Origin of the sequence: Campylobacter sp. RM6914 (assembly GCF_004803835.1) — a bacterium.
GTDB classification, from domain to species: Bacteria; Campylobacterota; Campylobacteria; order Campylobacterales; family Campylobacteraceae; genus Campylobacter_A; species Campylobacter_A californiensis.
In genome coordinates, this window is sequence record NZ_CP012545.1 from 1151651 (window position 1) to 1170250 (window position 18600).

The window sequence follows — 18600 nt, forward strand, 5'->3', positions numbered from 1 at the left end:
TTTATTTATCTCTTCTGTAGCCAAACCACAGCCTTGTGTTACCACTTCGTTCTATCTTATCTGTAAATAGATCAAAAAATCCGTGTGTTCCAAGTATCGCAGTAAGCATAGATATCAAGATACCGATACTCATTGTTACCGCAAAGCCTTTAACCGGTCCCGTGCCGTATGCGTATAAGGCTATAACTGTAATTAGTGTCGTGATATTTGCGTCCACAATAGCGCTCATAGCATTTTCATAGCCCTTTTTCACGCTTGTTTTAAGGTTTGCTCCCTCTCTTAAGAACTCTCTTATACGCTCATTTATGATAACATTAGCATCAACAGCCATACCGATAGTAAGAACGATACCGGCCATACCAGGTAGTGTTAGAGTTGCTCCAAAAAGCGCCATTACGGCAACTAGGATTATGATATTTGCCACCAAAGCGATATTTGCAAACACGCCCGACATTCCGTAGTAAATCATCATAAAAACAACTATAAACATAGCGGCTCCTGCAAGTGCTGTCATGCTTTTTTGTATACTTTCAGCTCCCAAAGATGGTCCTACACTACGTTTTTCAAGTACTTTAACGGGAGCAAGCAAAGCGCCGCTTCTAAGCGCGATAGCCACGTCATGGGCCTCTTCTACACTAAAGCCGCCACTTATCTGACCGCTTCCGCCGCCTATCCTTTCATTGATCACGGGGGCTGAATAAACCTTACCGTCAAGCACTATAGCTAGACGTTTTCCAACATTTGCTCCGGTAAAATCACCAAAAATTCTAGCTCCTTCGGAATTAAGAGAGAAATTTATTATAGGTTGATTGTTTTGTTGAGAGAAAGCAACTTTCGCATCTGTTAGCATGGAGCCATCAAGAACAGGGATGTTTTTAACCACGTATTTAAACTGTTCGTTTTTAGCGTCTGGATATATAATATCGCCGTAACTTTCAGCTTGTACCGCACTCATAGTGTTTGCTTGATCTTGACGTTTATCGTCTACCGCCATAAGCTGCAAATGCGCTGCTTTTGCGATAAGATCGCGAGCTCGTTGCTCATCTTCTTGAGTTTTGATACCGGGAAGTTCGACTAAAATTTTATCCTCACCCTGTCTTGCAACGGTAGGTTCTGCCAAACCAAATTGGTCTAGTCTGTTGCGTATCGTCTCAACAGCTTGAGCGATAGCGTATTCTACCGTAGCAGCACGCTCCTCTTGAGTTAGCATTATTGTGTATTTCAAGCCATCTTTTTGAATTTCTAAGCCTACTATCTCTTTTAGCGCAGCATCTATTTTAGGTGCTTCATCGCTATCAAGTAGGGTAAATTCTACGCTATCTTGTCTGATTTTAAATTTATCGATTAAAACATCTTCTTTTTTTGCATAGTAGTTTATGCTTCCTGCGATAGATTTTATCTTGGAATCTATAGCCTCGTGTGTTTCAACACCAAGAAGCATGTGTAAACCGCCTTGCAAGTCAAGACCTAGTGAAATTTTAGATCCGCCTTGAGTTTGCAAAAAAGAAGGCATCGAAAAAACGATACCAAACACCAAGGCGATTATAAGAATAATCAGCCTATAAGTTACCTTTGCACTACGCATGTTTTAGGCTTCGATCTTTTTAGCCACAAACTCGCGTGAAAGACGAACGATTACGTCATCGTTAAGCTTTACTTTGATAAAATCGTCTTCCGGTTTAACCACTTCACAAATAAGTCCGCCGCTAGTGATGATTTTATCGCCTTTTTCCAAAGCTTTTATCATCTGAGCATGTTGCTTTTGCTGTTTTTGTTGTGGTCTTATAACCAAAAAGTAAAAAATCGCAAAAAGCACGATTAGAGGTAGTAATGAAGCAAAAAAATCTCCGTTTTGCATGGGTTTCCTTAGTTTTAAATTTTTTAAGCAGATATTTTAGCACTAAAATTATAATAAAAGCCTTTGTCGGCGCATTTTTACTGGCAAACTTTATTTTTTTAGCACCTTTTAACAACTCTTTGTTTGATCTTATGTCACCATTTCTAACGCTTGCAGGGATATATACCGTGATCACTTCAACTAGAGCTGGTTTTTTTGCGGCTGGATTTTTTAGTGGAATTTTGTGGTTTTACTGGATAAGTTTTAGCTTTATTTATTACGACTTAGGTTGGTTAATCCCAATTGTGATTTTATCTATCGCTACTATTTACGGGTTTATTTTTTGGGCGGCAAGCTTTCCAAGTTTTATCGCATTAAGGGTCGTGGTACTTTTTATTTTTAGCTATATTCATCCGTTTGGATTTAATTGGTTTAATCTTGAAGCAACACTTGTATTGGGCGCATTTGACCCAAGCGCAAGAGGTCTTGCTTTTATGTTTTTGGCTGCGATATCTTTAGCATATTTTTCTAAAATTTATAAATTTATAGCGGTTTTTATCTGTCTTGTTTGCGCCTTGCAGTTTGATAGCAAAGATGTCAAGATTTTGCCATTTGAACTGCAGCTAACAAATTCAGATATTTTACAAAAACAAAGATGGGATAAAGAGCTAAAAAATAGTTTTATAAATGAAAATTTGGCCGTGATAGATGATGCTATCAACAATGGCAAACGAGCTATATTAATGCCAGAAAGTGCCTTTCCTACATTTATAACACATGAATCAAATTTACAAACAGAACTAAAAGAAAAATCAAAACAAATCGCAATCATTGCAGGCGGTTTAGCTTATGAGAACAAGCAAATTTATAACTCCGCCTTTTTCTTTGATAAAGGCGAAATGAAACGCTTTGACAAGCTAATCTTAGTGCCTTTTGGAGAGGAAATTCCGCTTCCAAATTTCATAAAAGAGATAATAAACAAGATGTTTTTTGACGGTGCGCAGGATTTTCAAACAGCAAAAACGTTAAGTGATTACGAGATAGACGGAGTTAAGATACGTAATGCGATATGTTATGAAGCGACTCGTGACGAGCTTTATGAGGGAGAATTTGATGTTATGTTTGCCATTACCAACAACGGCTGGTTTAAAGCCAGATATTTTCCTTCAACAGAGCCTATTTTGCAAAGAAATTTATTAAAGTATTACGCTACAAAATACAATAAAACTATATATCATAGTGTAAATGGAAGTCCAAGCGAGATAATTACACCAAAAAAGAGCCTGTTTAATTAGGCTCTCATAAAAATTTATTAAGCTATCAAGCCTTTAAATAGATTAACGCTGTCAAGTTTTTCCCATGGATATTTTGCATCGCCAACTTGACCTTTTGCAGCAACTTTTGCATATAAAAATGTATCTTTGCCGGGCTTATCAAGTCCAAATTTATTGGTTATCCATTTTGGAGTTAGAGGGAAATTTTGCATAACAAAATTTGAAAGCATATCATCATTTATGCCCTCCACTTGCGTTCCCATCGTATCAACACTAACGGAAGTTGGTTTTGCAACACCTATAGCATAGCTAATTTGAACTATGCACTTTTTAGCAAGTCCTGCCGCAACGATATTTTTAGCTATATATCTAGCCGCATAAAGACCGCTTCTATCAACCTTAGTGTAGTCTTTTGAACTTTGCGCACCACCGCCTATCGGGGCATATCCGCCAAAACTATCTACGATAAGCTTACGTCCTGTTAAACCACTATCGTGAAGCGAGCTGTGATTTACATATCTACCGGTTGGGTTTATGTAGATGATAGTTTTTTCTTTATTATATAGCTCTTTTGGAAGTCCGGTATCATCGATAAGTTCTTGAACTAAATTTCTAAGCTCTTTTATGCCCATTTCTTCTATACAAGGTGCTGAAACGACTATAGTATGGATACTTTGAGGCTTGCAATTTTCAAAATTATCCTTTGTGCCGTAATCAATAGTAACTTGTGTTTTTATATCAACCCCTAATTTATCAGGATTTGCTTTTGCAAATTTATAGACTTTATTGCACAGCATACGAGCATAAGTTATAGCTGCAGGCATGTATTCTTTCGCCTCACAACTTGCAAAACCAAACATAATACCTTGATCGCCGGCGCCTATCTCTCCGCTTTCTTGATCAACTCCTTGGTTGATGTCAGGACTTTGTTGGTTTAAATAAACCTTAACCTCAATATCATCAGGATGCAAACATTGCTCTTTTGTAAAATTTGACTTACCGTTATATCCGATATGAGCCAAAGCATCCTTCACGATACGCTCATAATCACGATATGAAAGGCTTACTTTTGAGTTTATTTCTCCTCCGATAACGATATTTTTACCTGCCACAAAAACCTCGCTTGCAACGCGACCGTTTGGATCTTCTGTTAAAATTTTATCAACGATACTATCAGCAATTATATCGGCGCATTTGTCAGGATGTCCCGGACTTACGACTTCAGAAGTAAAAAGATACATAAAAATTTCCTTTATCCTTAAATAATTAGGCGTAATTGTAGCATTTAATCTTAAAATTTATATTAATCAAATATTAAATTTTATTTCTTTCAGCCTTTTTTGGATATACTTAAGTTTTATCTTAAATTTAAAGGTGGTGAAATGAGCGCTTTTTCAAAACTTGCCAGACGCTATGCCGACGGCAACTTGATCGTTCAAATTTTAATAGGCATTATTCTTGGTGCTATCGTAGGTTTTTGGGGACACTCACAACTTGGCGCAGGTGGCGAGTCTGCTAATTTTGCAAATAGTATTTTAAACACTATTTCTATACTTGGCAACCTTTTCGTCGGCGCACTTAAGGCCGTAGCTCCGATACTTGTTTTTGTTCTAGTTGCAACATCGATAATAACAAAAGAGTTTGGCGAAACAAAAGGCATGGGCAAGATCGTATTTTTATATCTTTTAGCTACATTTTTAGCAGCCGTTGTAGCAGTTTGTGCAAGCTTTATGTTCCCTGTTGAACTTGTCTTAAAAGGCGTTGAAACGACACAGCTAAGCGCCCCTCAAAACGTTATAGATGTATTAAAAGACCTTATATTTAAAATCGTACAAAACCCCGTAGTTGCAATAAGCACCGGTAACTATATAGGCATAATCGCCTGGGCTGTAGGTGCCGGTATTGCGCTTAGAAGTTGCTCAAAAGAGACTAAAAATGTATTTAAAGATGTTAGCGAAGGTATCACAAAGATCGTTAAATTTGTAATCCGTCTTGCTCCGTTTGGTATTTTTGGTCTTGTTGCGATTAGCATTCATGAGACAGGGTTTGACGCTCTTGCTGGATACCTAAAACTTATCTTAGTTTTAGTTGGTTCTATGCTACTTGTGGCCTTTGGAGTAAATCCTCTAATCGCATTTATAATAACAAAGAAAAATCCATACCCTCTTATAATGACAACAATTAAAGAAAGTGCTGTAACTGCGTTTTTCACTCGTTCATCTGCAGCAAATATCCCTGTAAACATGGCTCTTTGTAAAAAACTCGGTTTAAAGGAAGAGCTTTACTCTATCTCTATACCTCTTGGTGCTACCATCAACATGGCTGGCGCGGCGGTCACTATAAGCGTTTTAGCACTTGCGGCAGTAAATTCTCTTGATCATATTACTGTTGATTTTGCAGATGCACTTTTACTTAGTTTTATATCAGCTATCGGAGCATGCGGAGCTTCTGGAGTTGCCGGTGGTTCATTACTACTTGTGCCTCTTGCTTGTGCACTATTTGGAATTTCAGACGATATCGCTATGCAAGTCGTTGCGGTAGGATTTATAATCGGCGTTATCCAGGACTCTGTCGAAACTGCATTAAACAGCTCGTCTGACGTTGTATTTACGGCGATTGCTTCAGAAACTATCAAATAATAAATTTGGCGTCACAAGGCGCCAAATTTACATTAACCTTTAAAACTTGCTTATATCTCATTTTTTCTGTAAAATATTCAAAAAATATTTGAAGGTAATAAATGAGCAAATGGGATCTAACTCCACTTTTTAAAAATACACAAGAACTTGAAAATTTTACATCAAAGACTAAGCTTAAGTGCGAAAAATTTAAAGCTAAATTTGAAAAAAAGCTGGCTTTATTAAACGAGCAAGATTTTAAAAACAGCATAGAAAATTACGAAAGTCTACTCTCTGACATCTCGAAAATAATAACTTACGCCTTTTTAGTCTTTGCAAAAGACACAAAACAAGGTGCATTTTATGCTAAATTTGATGAAGAGTGCACAAAGGCGCAACAAAATTTGCTATTTTTCGAGATAGAATTTAATGAGCTTGATGAAAAAATTCAAGACAAATTTATACACTCATCACCAAAATACGCCTACTATCTATCAAATTTACAAAAACAAAAAGCACATCAACTAAGCTTAAAAGAAGAAGAGGTTCTGCTTCGCACTTCAAACACAGGAGCACAAGCCTTTGCAAGACTTTTTGACGAAAGTATGAGTGCAATGAAATTTAAATTTAAAGATAAACTGTTAAGCGAAGAGGAAATTTTAAGCAAACTTCACAGCGCAAATAGAGATGAGCGCAAAATGGCTGCAAAATCACTCTCAAAAGAGCTTAGTAGACATCAACATCTTTTGACATATATCTACAATATGATAAAAACAGATCTTGCAACATCTTGCGAGCTACGAGGCTTTGATAAGCCAGAAGCGCCACGCCATCTTGATAATCAGATCACAAAACAAAGCGTAGATGCACTTATTAAAGCAAGCGAGGATAGCTTTGGTCTCGTGCACGAATACTACCGAAAAAAACGTGAAATTCTAGGACTTAAAAAGCTTTATGACTACGATAGATACGCGCCGTTAAAAAGTGGCGACGAAATTTATAGCTTTAAAACAAGCAAGGAGATAGTCTTAAAGGCTTTTAATAAATTTAGTCCAGAATTTGGCAAGATCGCCAAAATGGCGTTTGAGGACGGCTGGATAGATGCTTATCCAAGCGATGGCAAAAGAGGAGGGGCATTTTCACACTCTGGCTCAAGTGACGCCCATCCATACGTTTTGCTTAACCACACAGACCAAAGGCGCGACTTATTTACTTTAGCTCATGAGCTTGGGCATGCCATACATCAAAAGCTAAGTTATAGCGTAGGCTATTTAAATTCCGACACCCCGCTTACTACAGCAGAAACTGCTTCGGTATTTTGCGAGATGTTGGTTTTTGACTATGTCAAAAATACACTTGCACCAAAAGAACGTCAAGCACTTATCGCAAGCAAGCTTGAAGATATCTTTGCAACACTTTATCGCCAGATAAATTTTACTACATTTGAAAGACGCATTCATGCGCACAAAGGCGAGATAAGTAGTGACGAGTTAAATAAAATTTGGCTTGAAGAGAGTGCGAAAATGTTTGGAGATAGCGTTATTTTAAATGATTATTATAAAATTTGGTGGAGCTACATCCCACATTTTATCCACACTCCATTTTACTGCTATGCCTACTCTTATGCACAACTTTTAGTTCTTGCTTTATTTGGACTTTACAAGAGTGGCAAGTGTGAAAATTTCGTTGAAATTTATACTAAGTTTTTAAGCTTTGGTGGCTCAAAAAGTCCAAAAGAGCTTGTTTTAATGTTTGGTTTTGATATAGACAGTGATGATTTTTGGCAAATAGGTCTAAAAGAGATTAAAGAGCTTTTGAAAGAATTTAAGGAGGTAAATTAACATGTTAGAAAGCCTTTTAGATAACGAAGAATTCTCTCTTTTGATGAAAATGCACGTTTACGAGTGTATAGACTTTCTACTGCAAAACAACGTAAATTTCTCCATTATGGCAAATCTCCCGCTTGTAAATTTTAATCCACCGCTTCCACCTGAAGTGAGTATAAATTTTAACATGCCGGTTATCATGTTTAGCCTTGGCGGATACACGTTTAAAAGTGCTGTTTTATCACAGGAAGAGCTTAGTTTTGAAGCTGGATTTGGCACACAAAATTTCGCTTCTTTAGTGACTTTGCCACTTGGAGCGATAGTGCAAATTTTAGTAGAAAACAGTCCTGTTTTGATAAATTTTTCCATACATAAAGCAAGGCAAGATCAGACCAAAAAGTCTATGTCGATCTTTATGTCTAATCCAAACAATAGGGATTTATTCGGGTCAAAATAATTTTTTTACAACAAACAAAACCATAAACTTTATCCATGAGCCGATGCTAATTTTAATTTATGTCGGTTTAGCCCTTAAGTAAAAGTATAAATTTTATTAAAAATTTTCAAGTTCAAAATCTACAAAAAACAACTACTTTTATCTATAATCAAGCTTTCAACAATTTTTAGATAAAATCTATGTTTAAATTTAATTTATAAAGTAAAATATGCAAAATTTATTAAACCAATTAAACGATTCACAACAAGAGGCTGCAAGACATATTGATGGAGCCATGCTTATCCTTGCTGGTGCTGGTAGCGGTAAAACAAAAACCATCACAACTCGCCTAGCCTATCTAATAGGCGAAGTTGGCATAGATCCGGCCAATACACTAACACTTACTTTTACAAACAAAGCTGCAAACGAAATGCGAAGTCGCGCACTTGCTATGCTTAGCGATGTAAATACAAATTTCACTCCCCTACTTTGCACATTTCACAAATTCGGTCTTTTGTTTTTAAAATTCTACATCTCAAAAATTGGACGCAAAAACAACTTTATCATCATCGACACCGATGACAAAAAGCGTATCATAAAAAGTTTTGAAAGCCAGATCGCGACCTCTATCCTCGCAAATGAAATTTCAAACTACAAAAACTCTCTTTTAAGCGTAGAAGATGTTTATAAAAACGCAAATTTTTTAAACAATGAAAACGGGAAAGACGGCTTTTATCAAAAGGTAGCCGTTATCTACGAACGCTACGAAGAGTATTTAAAAACAAATAACTTGGTCGACTTTGACGATCTACTCATGCTGACATATAAAATTTTAGACGAAAACGAGGACTTAGCTCGTGAAATTTCAAACAGATATAAATACATCATGGTCGATGAGTATCAAGATACAAACGACTTGCAATACAAACTTCTAAGAAAGCTTTGCGCAACACATGAAAATATCTGCGTCGTCGGCGATGATGATCAAAGCATATACGGCTGGCGCGGTGCAAAGGTCGAAAATATCCTAAATTTCAAAGACCAGTTTAAAGATGTAAAGATCATAAGACTAGAGCAAAACTATCGCTCAACTACGCCGATATTAAAAGCCGCAAACGAGCTTATCGACCACAACCGCAACAGGCTTGGTAAAAATTTAATCAGCGTCAGCGGGGACGGTGAAGAGATAAAACTCATGGAAAGCTTTGATGAAAACATAGAGTCAAACAAGATAGCAAAACAGATAAAAGAGCTACTTCTAAGCGGAGTTGCGGCAAAAGACATAGCCATACTTTACCGTATAAACGCCCTTTCTCGCTCACTTGAAGATGGCTTAAATAAAGAAAAAATTCCATATAAAATGGTCGGAGGTATTAAATTTTACGAACGTGCCGAGATCAAAGATATCATAAGTTATTTAAGGCTTGTGATCAATCAAAATGATGACTTTTCGATAAAACGTATCATCAACCGTCCGAAACGAGGACTTGGTAAGATAAGTCTTGAAAAACTCGAGAAAATCGCATTTGACAATAAAATTTCACTCTTTGAAGCAATTCTTGCCATAGATGAAAAAGACGAAGTTTTTAGCAAGAAAATCAAATCCGCACTAATAGAATTTACTCAAAACTTAAAAGAACTACAAGGCTTTGAGTCACTTTATGAACTTATTGATAAGATAGAAACAAAATTTGGTATTAAAAAATACTACGAAAGCTTGCCTGACGGAAGTGAACGTGCAGCAAATATCGACGAATTTTACGCGATGTTAAAGGATCAAATCAAGCAAAATCCAAGCTTTGATCTTGATGAGTTTTTAAACGAACTAACCATAACTAGCGAGCAGGATAATATAAGCAGCGAAGCTATCTCGATAATGAGCGTGCATGCTAGTAAAGGTCTTGAGTTTGAACACCTTTTTGTTATAGGATTTGAGGAGGGATTTTTCCCGCTCATCGGAGATGGTAGCGACATAGAAGAAGAGCGCCGCTTGGCATACGTAGCCATAACTAGAGCCAAAAGAAATTTAACGCTGACCTTTGCAAATTCACGCTTTTACAAAGGTCAGCGAACAAGACTTAACAAAAGTAGATTTCTAAGCGAAAGTGGGCTTGTACAAGGCTCTCTTGTTATAGAACAAAGCAACGAATACAAAAAAGGTGATCTTGTCAAACATAAAATTTTTGGTATCGGTCGCGTAACAGAAGTTAGCAAAGTCAAGAAAGAGCTTAAGCTTACGATAAATTTTGCCGGCAATGTCAAAGAGATCATGTCAAGCTTTGTTGAGCATGCCGTATGAACGCAATATTTGTCGCCGATAAACCAACCGGACTAAGCTCGAATCAATTTCTTAGCCGCTTAAAACGAAAATACAAGGTTAAAAAGGCTGGCTACTCCGGCACGCTTGATCCATTTGCAAGTGGCGCTTTAATCGTTGCATTTGGCTCGTATACACGTTTGTTCAGGTTTTTAAATAAGTCCCCAAAAGTATATGAAGCAACAATGTGGATAGGGGCAAGTAGCAAAAGTCTGGATAATCAAAACATAACGCAGGTGCAAAAAATTTTACCTTTTGCACCAAGCTCGCTTGAGATAGTGCGTCAAGATTTATTAGGAGAGGTTGAATTTATCCCCCCAAAATATAGCGCTAAAAACATAAACGGTGAGCGCGCGTATAATCTTGCAAAAAAAGGTATAGAATTCGAGCTAAAAAAACAGACGATGCAGGTTTTTAGCTGTGAAATTTTACACTACATGCATCCGTTTTTGACATTTAGAATTTCACTTAGCGAAGGTGGATATGTGCGCTCTTACGCGGAGCTTTTTGCAAAAAAACTAGGCTTTGATGCAACATTAACGGCACTTAGACGGATTAGCGAAGGTAAATTTAAATTTGAAAACGAAAAATTTCTAAATCCAACTGAAATTTTAGACATAAAAGGCAACGAATATCTAGGCGACATAAGCGACCTGCTTGACGGCAAAGAGCTTAATGTAGGCAAGCTAAAATTTAAAGAAAATGGGATATATTTACTAAATTATGATAAATTTTTTAGTATTATCGAAGTGCAAAACGATATGGTTAATTATTGTTTAAACAAGGTTGAAAAATGTTAATACTTTCAAGAAAAGAAAATGAAGAAATTTTGCTTGGCAACGACATCAAAATAACAGTTGTTAGCATCTCAAAAAGTGGTGTTAAAATCGGCATAGAAGCCCCAAAAAACATGATGATACTAAGAAGCGAGCTTTCAAATGAGATCAAAGCCAAAAATACAGAAGCAAGCAAACATGCAAGCGATGAAAATTTAACGGAACTATCAAAGAAAATCGAGAAATGAAAAGCTACGCAAAAATCAATATCTTCTTAAAGATCGTCGGTACTCGCGGCAATTATCATGAAATTTTATCGAGATTTGCGAGATTTGAAGATATTTTTGATGAGATAGAATTTCAAAAAGCGGACAAATTTGAGCTTACTAGCAATGTTGACATTAAAGACAACATCATTTTAAAGGCCAAAACCGAGCTTGAAAATGCGGGCTTTAAAGATGTGATCAATGAGTTTTTTACTGCCCATAAAATCGTTCTTAATAAAAATATCCCAACAGGCGCCGGTCTTGGTGGAGGAAGTTCAAATGCGGCGACATTCTTACTCATGACAAACGAGCAGTTAAATTTAAAAATCCCAATGAACAAACTAGCACAAATCGGCGCAAAGATCGGCTCTGATGTGCCGTTTTTTATCTATGGATACAAAAGTGCAAATGTTAGCGGAGTTGGTGAGATAGTTAAAGAATTTGACGATGATGTACCTCAAACTAGGCTTATAACGCCTAATGTATTTTGCTCCACGCCTCAGGTTTATAAAAAATTTAGAAGTGATTTTATGCAAAATATCAATGTGAAACAGGCGAATGATTTTTTAAATTTGAGCTCATCAAAGCTTTTGCAAAATTTTAAAAACTACGAGCTAAACGATCTTTATGCGCCTTGTCTTGAACTTTATCCGCAGCTTAAAGAGCATGAGGATCAATTTTTAAGTGGAAGTGGAAGCTCGTTTTTTATGCTTAAATCACAGGATAGCAAATGATAAAAGACTTAGCAAAAAATAAAAAAGCGCTACATGATTTTAGCATTTTAGAAACATTTGAAGCCGGTATAGTTTTACGTGGCAGTGAAGTAAAATCGCTTCGCGCAGGACGAGTAAATTTAAAAGATAGTTTCGTACGTATCATAAAAGGCGAGATGTTTTTGCTAAACGCTCACATCGGACATTTAGAAACAACACACGCAAGCTTTAGGCCAGACGAACGCGCTCCAAGAAAGCTTTTAATGCACAAAAAACAGATCGATAAACTATTTGGTAGCGTGACAAGAGATGGCCTAACCATGGTTGCGCTCTCGCTTTATCTAAACGATAAAAATATCGTTAAAGTTCGTGTAGCACTTGCAAAAGGTAAAAATTTACACGACAAACGTGAAACTTTAAAAAAACGTGAAGCCGACCTTGAAGCTCGTGCCGCAATGAAAAAATCTATTTAAAGGTAAAAAATGAAAAAAATTCTAACTGTTTTACTCTCAATGTTTTTATTCTTAGGTTGCAGTAGCGAAGAAAAAGAGACGAGTGTTTTAAATTTTAAAGAATACGCAAAAGGCGAAGAGATAAAATTAACAAGCGTTTCCGGTAAAGAACTAACCCTTGTAAGAACGCAAAATGGATTTAACATAAAAGGCGATGAAAACAAGATCATAATGTTTGATATATTTGGCACATTTTGCCCTCCTTGTCAAAAAGAAGCTCCAAATTTAATGGAATACCAACTAAAAAATGTTGAAAATTTTATACTTATCGGACTTACTTACTTTGAAAACGTAACAGACGAATATGTCCAAAAAGAATTTATAGAAAAATACAATGGATACTACTTTATCGCAAACAACCAAAAGATAAATGAGCGTTTGGTAGAGCAAATCACTCGCGATATAGATTATAAACGCGAGATAAGCTTACCGTTTAAGGTAGTAACAAAAGATGGTGCATATCAGCTTTTAACGGATGTAGATAGTGGAAATTTTGGAGTTAAATATTATCTTGGCGGTATAAAAATAGACAAAATGAAAAGTGACATCGAAAGAATTCAAAGCGCAAAATAGCCTACTTTGGAACAAATTTTGCTTGCAATAATAAAAATTTAGAAAGGAACAAAATGTTTGTACTTCAACATTCAAAGTCATCTGATCTAGTAGCCGAAGCTATGAGCGCAAGAGAGATGCGTCAAAGACTAATATCCGGCAATATAGCAAACATTGACACTCCTTTTTATAAAGCACGGGATATAAATTTCGAAACAACACTTAGACAAAAAGCGGATGAAATTTATAACAGATCAAACTCAACCAAGCTAGATCTAGCTCAAACCGACGACGCACATATACCTATGGTGGATTTTCCAAGAAACGATAGGGCACAAGTGTTTTTGCGCGACGGTCATATGGCTAGAAATGACGCAAATACGGTTGATCTTGATATAGAAACAACCGAGCTAAGCAAAAACTCCACTATGCTAAGCGCACTTGATAACGCCTATAGACGCCACGGATCGATCTTTAGAAACGTTATAGAGTCCAGTGGTAAACTATAAGGATAAATGATGTCTTACTTAAATGATTTTGATATAAGCGGATACGGACTTAGCGCGCAACGCTTTAGAATGAACGTTATAAGTTCAAACATAGCAAATGCTCAAACTACACGCACCGCAGAAGGCGGACCATATAGAAGACAAGAAGTTATTTTTAAAGCGATTGATTTTAATAAAATTTTAAACGAACAAATAAGAGATAACGACTCTTTGCTTGAGTATGAAAACCCTCTTGATGATCCAGCGTCGCCCAAAAATGCACATCCGTCGCTTATGAGCGTGGTTGTTGATAAAGTTGTTCGCGACGATAAGGACTTTATGTTAAAATACGATCCAAACCATCCTGATGCAAACGTAAATGGATATGTAGTTTTCCCTAATATCAATCCGGTTATAGAGATGAGTGATCTTTTGGAAGCCACAAGGGCGTATCAGGCAAACGTAGCTGCTTTTCAAAGCGCTAAAACTATCGCACAAAGCGCGATACAACTAATTTCAGGACAATCATCATGATAAATAATATAAACGGCATAAACGAAGCATCTTTAGCACAAAACAATAAAAAAGTAAGCCAAGCAAATCAAAATGAATTTGAAAACATATTAAACAACTCGCTAAAAGAGCTAAACGAAGTTCAAGTAAATGCTGACAAAGCCGTTGCAGACCTTGCCACAGGCGAAGTAAAAGACCTACACCAAGCAGCTATCGCGATAGGCAAAGCAGATATGAGTATGAAATTAATGCTTGAAATTCGCAACAAAGCAATCAGCGCATATAAAGAAATTTCAAGAACTCAAATTTAATTTTTTATGAATTCCAAAAAGTCAAAAATAACTATACTTTTTTTATTTATCACATTAGGAATTCTTCTTTTTGTCGCGGTTATATTTTATAGAGCAACGATAGAGAGAAAACTTCCAAGACTTCAATCAAGCGAGATAAACACCGCACTGCGTGGAAGCATAATCACAAAAGACGGCTTTAGTGTTGCATCAAGCCAAAAACTATACAAAGTCATGCTTGATACAAGAAACATCGATCCAAACAAAAAAGAGATGTTCATAAAACTTTATTCGCTTTACAGCGGAGAAGATCCAAACGCCGTAAGAAAGATCATAAACGGCACAAACGGGCAAGTTACTCTTTCTTACAAGATAGACGCAAAAGGGGCAGCATACTTAAAAGAATTGGCCAGAAAATTAAACAGGAAAAAAATTCTTATCTCCTATCAAGACAAAAACGGCAACGTTTCATTTCAAGGTATGAGCATAGTCGAAAGTGGCGAAAACCGCAGATACATGGCCGCTCATGCCATAGCACCGGCTCTTGGGTATACTAAAAAAACGGAAAAAGACAACATGACAAAGACAGTCGGTGTAAAGGGAGTAGAAAGATACTACGAAGACTACCTGGCTCCGATACAAGATGCTAAAATTCTTGGACCGCGAGACGTAGGAAGCAACATCATCTTAACAAGTGATTCAAATTTAGCTAACAGGATCGACGGATACAACGCCATATTGTCCATACCTTTAAAATTTCAAACAAAGCTTGAGCAAATCCTCGATGAAAGACGAAGTTTTTTAGACGCAAAAGAAATTGTTATCTGTATAATGAACAGCAAAACAGGTGAAATTTTATCTCTTGCCTCAAGCTCAAGATATGATCCCTCAAATATAAAACGCACCGACTATCCTGCCCTAAACTCAACCGCAACCGAATACGCATACGAAGTAGGTTCTGTATTTAAACCGTTTATATTTGCATTATTGCTTCAAGAAAATAAGATAAATCCGCTTGAAAACATAAATACGCACAATGGTCGCTATCAACTTGGAAAGCGTATAATAAGGGATACTCACCCAGAGCCTTTTATGAGCGCGGAAGACATTATAGTATATAGCTCAAACATCGGCATGATCGAGATAGTAAACCGCTTAAGCGGTACAGAAATTTATCAAGGTCTTTTAAATTTTGGCTTTTCTAGAAAAACCGGCATAGACATGCCTTACGAGCAAGTCGGCATGCTACCAAACACAACAAGACTAAACTCTCAAACATATAAAGCAACCGTTAGCTACGGATACGGACTTCAATCAACCTTTATGCAACTGCTTAAGGCATACAACGTCTTTAACAACAAAGGAGTTGAAGTAACCCCTCATTTGGTTGAGTTTTTAGAAAAAAACGGCAAACATTTTACACTGCCAAAAGATGAACCAAAGCAAATCATCAGCCAAGAAGCTGCAAAAATAATGAAAAGAATTTTAATAAAAACCGTAGATAAGGGAACTGGCATAAAAGCCCAAACTCCAGGACTTGAGGTAGGTGGAAAAACAGGCACCGCGCACATTGCCGTAGGAAAAGGCGGATATAGTAATACCTACAACGGTTCGTTTTTCGGTTTTGCAAACGACTCTAAAGGTAACAGCTACACCATAGGCGTTCTAGCCAGAAATCCACAAAAACCATACTATTATTTTGGTGCACAAAGCGCATTACCCGTATTTAAAAAGGCGATTGATTTGATGGTTGAAGAGGGCTACTTAGTGCCGGATGAAGCCATAATCGCACAAATAAATGCTAAAAAAGAGCAAGATAAAGATAAGAAAAAGACACAAGAGCGTAGGATTTTAGACTAGCCCTACGCCAAAGAAAGTTCTGCAAGAACGGATTCCTGCAAGTTGTTGCTGTTTTTCAAGTATACTCTGACTCGCAAGGGAGTTTTGTATTTGCTTGCGATACTCGCTTAGCATTTCCTCAAGTACCTTTAAAAGCTCACTGCGCTGATCATTGCTTTTATTTGGATCGTTTATGCCAAGCGTTTCTATTAACTCATTTCTTTTTTGAGCTATTTTTTGCTCGATTTTATCTTCATTTAGTTGTGTTATATATCCATATGCGCCAAGCTCGCTAAGGCGTTGCTTAAAGTCTTCTACTTCTTGCGAGAGATCGTTTTTACTTGTCTTGTTTTCAAGGGCTGAGTTTAAAATTTCATCAAATTTCAAACTCTTGTTTTTTTCATTTTTACCAGCTTCAAGTTGCGATAGAAAATCAACCAAAGAGTTGTTTTGAACTTTCATTTTTTACCTTTCTAAAAAGATAAATTTTACAAGCAAAAACTATTCCTTTATATTGTTTACTATAAACTCCGCAAAAGCGTCAGAGGCATTTGGACACTCGCACACCTCATAAAACTCAAAACCAAGCTCTTTTGCGATATGTCTATACTCAACATCAAGCTCAAAAATCGTCTCTGAATTATCCACGCAAAAAGACAGTGGATAGATCAAAGCTTTTTTATTTTTAAGCAAAGAAAGAACATCATTCAAAGACGGCTCAAGCCACTTAACAGGACCTAGACGAGACTGATATGCAAGCTTGACATCTTTAAAATTTAACCCCTCTTTTTCTAATAAATTTGTTAAAATTTCAACATGCTCTTTCACATGCGCTTCGTATCTATCGCCGTTGTTGATAATTTTTTGAGGTAAGGAGTGAGCTGAAAATATCATTGAAATTTCACCCACATCCATGCTTAATATTTTATCTTTTATGTTTTTTATGATTATTTGATTATACTCTTTACTTTCGTAAAAATACCTCACTTCTTGCACTTTTGCCTTTAAGCCAAGCTCATTATAAGCTTTATAAAAGTCGTTTAAACTTGAAGTTACGGTCGTGATAGAATAATGAGGATAAAGAGGAAAAACAACTATCTCGTCTACGTTTTCATGTCTGCTTAAAACCTCTTTACAAAATGGTGGCGTATAGTTCATAGCATAGTCAAATACAAATTTATTGTTTTGATTTAGCTTGTCACAAAGCCTTTGAGTTATCTCACAAATAGGTGACTTTCCGCCTATTTGCTTATAATTTTCTTGAGCTGATTTGAGCCTCATTTTTGTTATCATAAAAGCCAAAAATTTACGCAAAAAAGGATTTTTAACCCCTAAAATACAAGGATCGTTAAACATATTTTTTAAGAAAATTTCAACTTCACAGCTCTTTCTTGGACCGCCCATATTTAGAAGAAGTATCAGTTTTTTCATGCAAAAAGTTCTTTGATCTTGATTAGGTCATCAAGGTTTGAAAGCTCGCTGCTTTCACCACTCTGGCAAAGGTTGTAAAACTCGTCATACTGTGTTTTTATCTCGTTTTCGTCTTGATAAACCTTTAAATTTATCTGTCCGTATTCGTTTAATTGATGAAGTCTAACTCCGCTTAGATCCCCTATATAAACACCACTTTTAGCATTTACTTCCACCACAAAACGGTTTATACAGCTTGAGATAGAATTTGAAATGTTTATTAAAATTTGATTTTTAGTTTTAAGCTTCATGGCTACATTATCAGCAGACCTTGCGTTAGTTTTGTTTGCCTCGGAGTATGAAAATTCATAAATTTCACTATTGCTTAAAATTTTAGCAAGATCGATATCAAACATACAAAGCTCTCTAACGATATTTTTACCAGGCATTGATACACAGTGAGATATATTTATACTATAAATTTCCTCTTCTTTTGCAAGTGCGCGTTTTAGCGAGGTGATAACCGGATTAAACCTCAAGCTCATACCGCTACAGACATTTGCCTTGTTGGTGGTTGCGGCGTATTTTATCTCTTTTATCTCGCTTAAACTTTTAAATTTAGGCTCGGCGATTAGTATATTTTTACAGTATTTGGCGCATTTAAAAAAGCCAAAAACAAGCTCATCACTAGAAAGGCAAAGCACGATCGCTTGAGGTTTGGCCTCTTCTATGAAACTGTTAAAATCATCAAAAAATTTAGCCCTACAATGATCATCACGACAGCTAGCGTCAAACACCCCGCAAACTTCAAATTTATCAGAACGCCTTAATATAGCATAGTGTTTTTTGGCAATACCAGAATACCCAACAATGCCGATTTTAAGCTTCATTATGCAGCCTTTCTTAAATTTTTATTCTAATTATATTTTTTAT

General features: G+C 36.4%; 20 protein-coding genes. 14 read left to right on the forward strand and 6 right to left on the reverse strand.

Going from position 1 to position 18600, the window contains the following annotated elements:
• Position 1: 1 nt before the first annotated feature.
• Together secD and yajC are read right to left on the reverse strand one after the other, a co-directional pair.
• A complete protein-coding gene (gene secD, locus CCAL_RS05950; RefSeq protein ID WP_170015664.1) occupies positions 2–1585 on the reverse strand; it encodes a protein translocase subunit SecD in 1584 nt (527 codons plus the stop codon).
• A gap of 3 nt (positions 1586–1588) precedes the next feature.
• Positions 1589–1858 carry a preprotein translocase subunit YajC gene (yajC, locus tag CCAL_RS05955; protein ID WP_169937367.1) on the reverse strand — a complete coding sequence of 90 codons (270 nt, stop codon included), beginning with the start codon at positions 1856–1858 and terminating at the stop codon, positions 1589–1591.
• On the opposite strand from yajC, the gene CCAL_RS05960 reads away from it, so the two are divergent.
• Positions 1831–3132 carry an apolipoprotein N-acyltransferase gene (locus CCAL_RS05960; RefSeq protein ID WP_170015666.1) on the forward strand — a complete coding sequence of 434 codons (1302 nt, stop codon included), beginning with the start codon at positions 1831–1833 and terminating at the stop codon, positions 3130–3132. The genes yajC and CCAL_RS05960 overlap by 28 nt on opposite strands.
• A 17-nt stretch (positions 3133–3149) precedes the next feature.
• Here CCAL_RS05960 and metK read toward each other — a convergent pair whose 3' ends face one another.
• Positions 3150–4352, reverse strand: coding sequence for a methionine adenosyltransferase (metK, locus tag CCAL_RS05965; RefSeq protein WP_169937363.1), 1203 nt, complete (start codon positions 4350–4352; stop codon positions 3150–3152).
• 141 nt (positions 4353–4493) lie between these two features.
• On the opposite strand from metK, the gene sstT reads away from it, so the two are divergent.
• The 13 genes from sstT (at position 4494) to CCAL_RS06030 (ending at position 16278) form a co-directional block, all read left to right on the forward strand.
• On the forward strand, positions 4494–5750 hold the full coding sequence (gene sstT / locus CCAL_RS05970) for a serine/threonine transporter SstT (RefSeq protein ID WP_170015668.1): 1257 nt from the start codon (positions 4494–4496) through the stop codon (positions 5748–5750).
• A gap of 101 nt (positions 5751–5851) precedes the next feature.
• Entirely contained in the window at positions 5852–7570 is a 1719-nt protein-coding gene (locus CCAL_RS05975) for a M3 family oligoendopeptidase (protein WP_170015670.1), read from the forward strand.
• Position 7571: 1 nt separating this feature from the next.
• Positions 7572–8012: a hypothetical protein gene (locus CCAL_RS05980; RefSeq protein WP_170015672.1), complete on the forward strand. Its 441-nt coding sequence runs from the start codon at positions 7572–7574 to the stop codon at positions 8010–8012.
• A gap of 208 nt (positions 8013–8220) precedes the next feature.
• A complete protein-coding gene (locus CCAL_RS05985) occupies positions 8221–10290 on the forward strand; it encodes an ATP-dependent helicase (RefSeq protein WP_170015673.1) in 2070 nt (689 codons plus the stop codon).
• Positions 10287–11108: a tRNA pseudouridine(55) synthase TruB gene (gene truB, locus CCAL_RS05990; protein WP_170015675.1), complete on the forward strand. Its 822-nt coding sequence runs from the start codon at positions 10287–10289 to the stop codon at positions 11106–11108. Before CCAL_RS05985 ends, truB begins: the two co-directional genes overlap by 4 nt.
• Complete coding sequence (csrA, locus tag CCAL_RS05995; protein WP_169937351.1) at positions 11102–11332, forward strand: carbon storage regulator CsrA; 231 nt, start codon at positions 11102–11104, stop codon at positions 11330–11332. Before truB ends, csrA begins: the two co-directional genes overlap by 7 nt.
• Complete coding sequence (locus CCAL_RS06000; RefSeq protein WP_169971440.1) at positions 11329–12084, forward strand: 4-(cytidine 5'-diphospho)-2-C-methyl-D-erythritol kinase; 756 nt, start codon at positions 11329–11331, stop codon at positions 12082–12084. Before csrA ends, CCAL_RS06000 begins: the two co-directional genes overlap by 4 nt.
• Positions 12081–12536 (forward strand): SsrA-binding protein SmpB, encoded by a 456-nt coding sequence (gene smpB, locus CCAL_RS06005; RefSeq protein WP_169937347.1) that lies wholly within the window; start codon positions 12081–12083, stop codon positions 12534–12536. Before CCAL_RS06000 ends, smpB begins: the two co-directional genes overlap by 4 nt.
• 9 nt (positions 12537–12545) lie before the next feature.
• A complete protein-coding gene (locus tag CCAL_RS06010) occupies positions 12546–13148 on the forward strand; it encodes a thioredoxin domain-containing protein (RefSeq protein WP_169937346.1) in 603 nt (200 codons plus the stop codon).
• Positions 13149–13201: 53 nt separating this feature from the next.
• Positions 13202–13636, forward strand: coding sequence for a flagellar basal body rod protein FlgB (gene flgB, locus CCAL_RS06015; RefSeq protein WP_169937344.1), 435 nt, complete (start codon positions 13202–13204; stop codon positions 13634–13636).
• A gap of 9 nt (positions 13637–13645) precedes the next feature.
• Positions 13646–14149 (forward strand): flagellar basal body rod protein FlgC, encoded by a 504-nt coding sequence (gene flgC, locus CCAL_RS06020; RefSeq protein ID WP_170015677.1) that lies wholly within the window; start codon positions 13646–13648, stop codon positions 14147–14149.
• The gene (fliE, locus tag CCAL_RS06025; RefSeq protein ID WP_169937340.1) at positions 14146–14439 is read left to right on the forward strand and encodes a flagellar hook-basal body complex protein FliE; all 294 of its coding nucleotides are present in this window, start codon (positions 14146–14148) and stop codon (positions 14437–14439) included. The genes flgC and fliE overlap by 4 nt, the downstream gene beginning before the upstream one ends.
• 6 nt (positions 14440–14445) lie before the next feature.
• A complete protein-coding gene (locus CCAL_RS06030) occupies positions 14446–16278 on the forward strand; it encodes a peptidoglycan D,D-transpeptidase FtsI family protein (RefSeq protein WP_169937338.1) in 1833 nt (610 codons plus the stop codon).
• Here CCAL_RS06030 and CCAL_RS06035 read toward each other — a convergent pair.
• From CCAL_RS06035 to CCAL_RS06045, 3 genes are read right to left on the reverse strand one after another with little or no spacing between them, the layout of a single operon-like run.
• Positions 16270–16719 (reverse strand): response regulator, encoded by a 450-nt coding sequence (locus CCAL_RS06035; RefSeq protein WP_170015679.1) that lies wholly within the window; start codon positions 16717–16719, stop codon positions 16270–16272. The two genes, CCAL_RS06030 and CCAL_RS06035, sit on opposite strands and share 9 nt — an antisense overlap.
• Positions 16720–16758: 39 nt before the next feature.
• Complete coding sequence (gene hemH, locus CCAL_RS06040) at positions 16759–17688, reverse strand: ferrochelatase (protein WP_170015681.1); 930 nt, start codon at positions 17686–17688, stop codon at positions 16759–16761.
• The gene (locus CCAL_RS06045; protein ID WP_169937332.1) at positions 17685–18557 is read right to left on the reverse strand and encodes a Gfo/Idh/MocA family oxidoreductase; all 873 of its coding nucleotides are present in this window, start codon (positions 18555–18557) and stop codon (positions 17685–17687) included. Before CCAL_RS06045 ends, hemH begins: the two co-directional genes overlap by 4 nt.
• Positions 18558–18600 lie beyond the last annotated feature (43 nt).

Coding starts and splice junctions, on each gene's coding strand:
- CCAL_RS05975 (WP_170015670.1), top strand. CDS start 5,852: ATGAGCAAATGGGATCTAACTCCACTTTTTAAAAATACACAAGAACTT.
- CCAL_RS06045 (WP_169937332.1), bottom strand. CDS start 18,557: ATGAAGCTTAAAATCGGCATTGTTGGGTATTCTGGTATTGCCAAAAAA.
- sstT (WP_170015668.1), top strand. CDS start 4,494: ATGAGCGCTTTTTCAAAACTTGCCAGACGCTATGCCGACGGCAACTTG.
- flgB (WP_169937344.1), top strand. CDS start 13,202: ATGTTTGTACTTCAACATTCAAAGTCATCTGATCTAGTAGCCGAAGCT.
- secD (WP_170015664.1), bottom strand. CDS start 1,585: ATGCGTAGTGCAAAGGTAACTTATAGGCTGATTATTCTTATAATCGCC.
- CCAL_RS06030 (WP_169937338.1), top strand. CDS start 14,446: ATGAATTCCAAAAAGTCAAAAATAACTATACTTTTTTTATTTATCACA.
- CCAL_RS05985 (WP_170015673.1), top strand. CDS start 8,221: ATGCAAAATTTATTAAACCAATTAAACGATTCACAACAAGAGGCTGCA.
- CCAL_RS06035 (WP_170015679.1), bottom strand. CDS start 16,719: ATGAAAGTTCAAAACAACTCTTTGGTTGATTTTCTATCGCAACTTGAA.
- flgC (WP_170015677.1), top strand. CDS start 13,646: ATGTCTTACTTAAATGATTTTGATATAAGCGGATACGGACTTAGCGCG.
- hemH (WP_170015681.1), bottom strand. CDS start 17,688: ATGAAAAAACTGATACTTCTTCTAAATATGGGCGGTCCAAGAAAGAGC.
- yajC (WP_169937367.1), bottom strand. CDS start 1,858: ATGCAAAACGGAGATTTTTTTGCTTCATTACTACCTCTAATCGTGCTT.
- metK (WP_169937363.1), bottom strand. CDS start 4,352: ATGTATCTTTTTACTTCTGAAGTCGTAAGTCCGGGACATCCTGACAAA.
- smpB (WP_169937347.1), top strand. CDS start 12,081: ATGATAAAAGACTTAGCAAAAAATAAAAAAGCGCTACATGATTTTAGC.
- CCAL_RS06010 (WP_169937346.1), top strand. CDS start 12,546: ATGAAAAAAATTCTAACTGTTTTACTCTCAATGTTTTTATTCTTAGGT.
- CCAL_RS06000 (WP_169971440.1), top strand. CDS start 11,329: ATGAAAAGCTACGCAAAAATCAATATCTTCTTAAAGATCGTCGGTACT.
- CCAL_RS05980 (WP_170015672.1), top strand. CDS start 7,572: ATGTTAGAAAGCCTTTTAGATAACGAAGAATTCTCTCTTTTGATGAAA.
- fliE (WP_169937340.1), top strand. CDS start 14,146: ATGATAAATAATATAAACGGCATAAACGAAGCATCTTTAGCACAAAAC.
- truB (WP_170015675.1), top strand. CDS start 10,287: ATGAACGCAATATTTGTCGCCGATAAACCAACCGGACTAAGCTCGAAT.
- CCAL_RS05960 (WP_170015666.1), top strand. CDS start 1,831: ATGAAGCAAAAAAATCTCCGTTTTGCATGGGTTTCCTTAGTTTTAAAT.
- csrA (WP_169937351.1), top strand. CDS start 11,102: ATGTTAATACTTTCAAGAAAAGAAAATGAAGAAATTTTGCTTGGCAAC.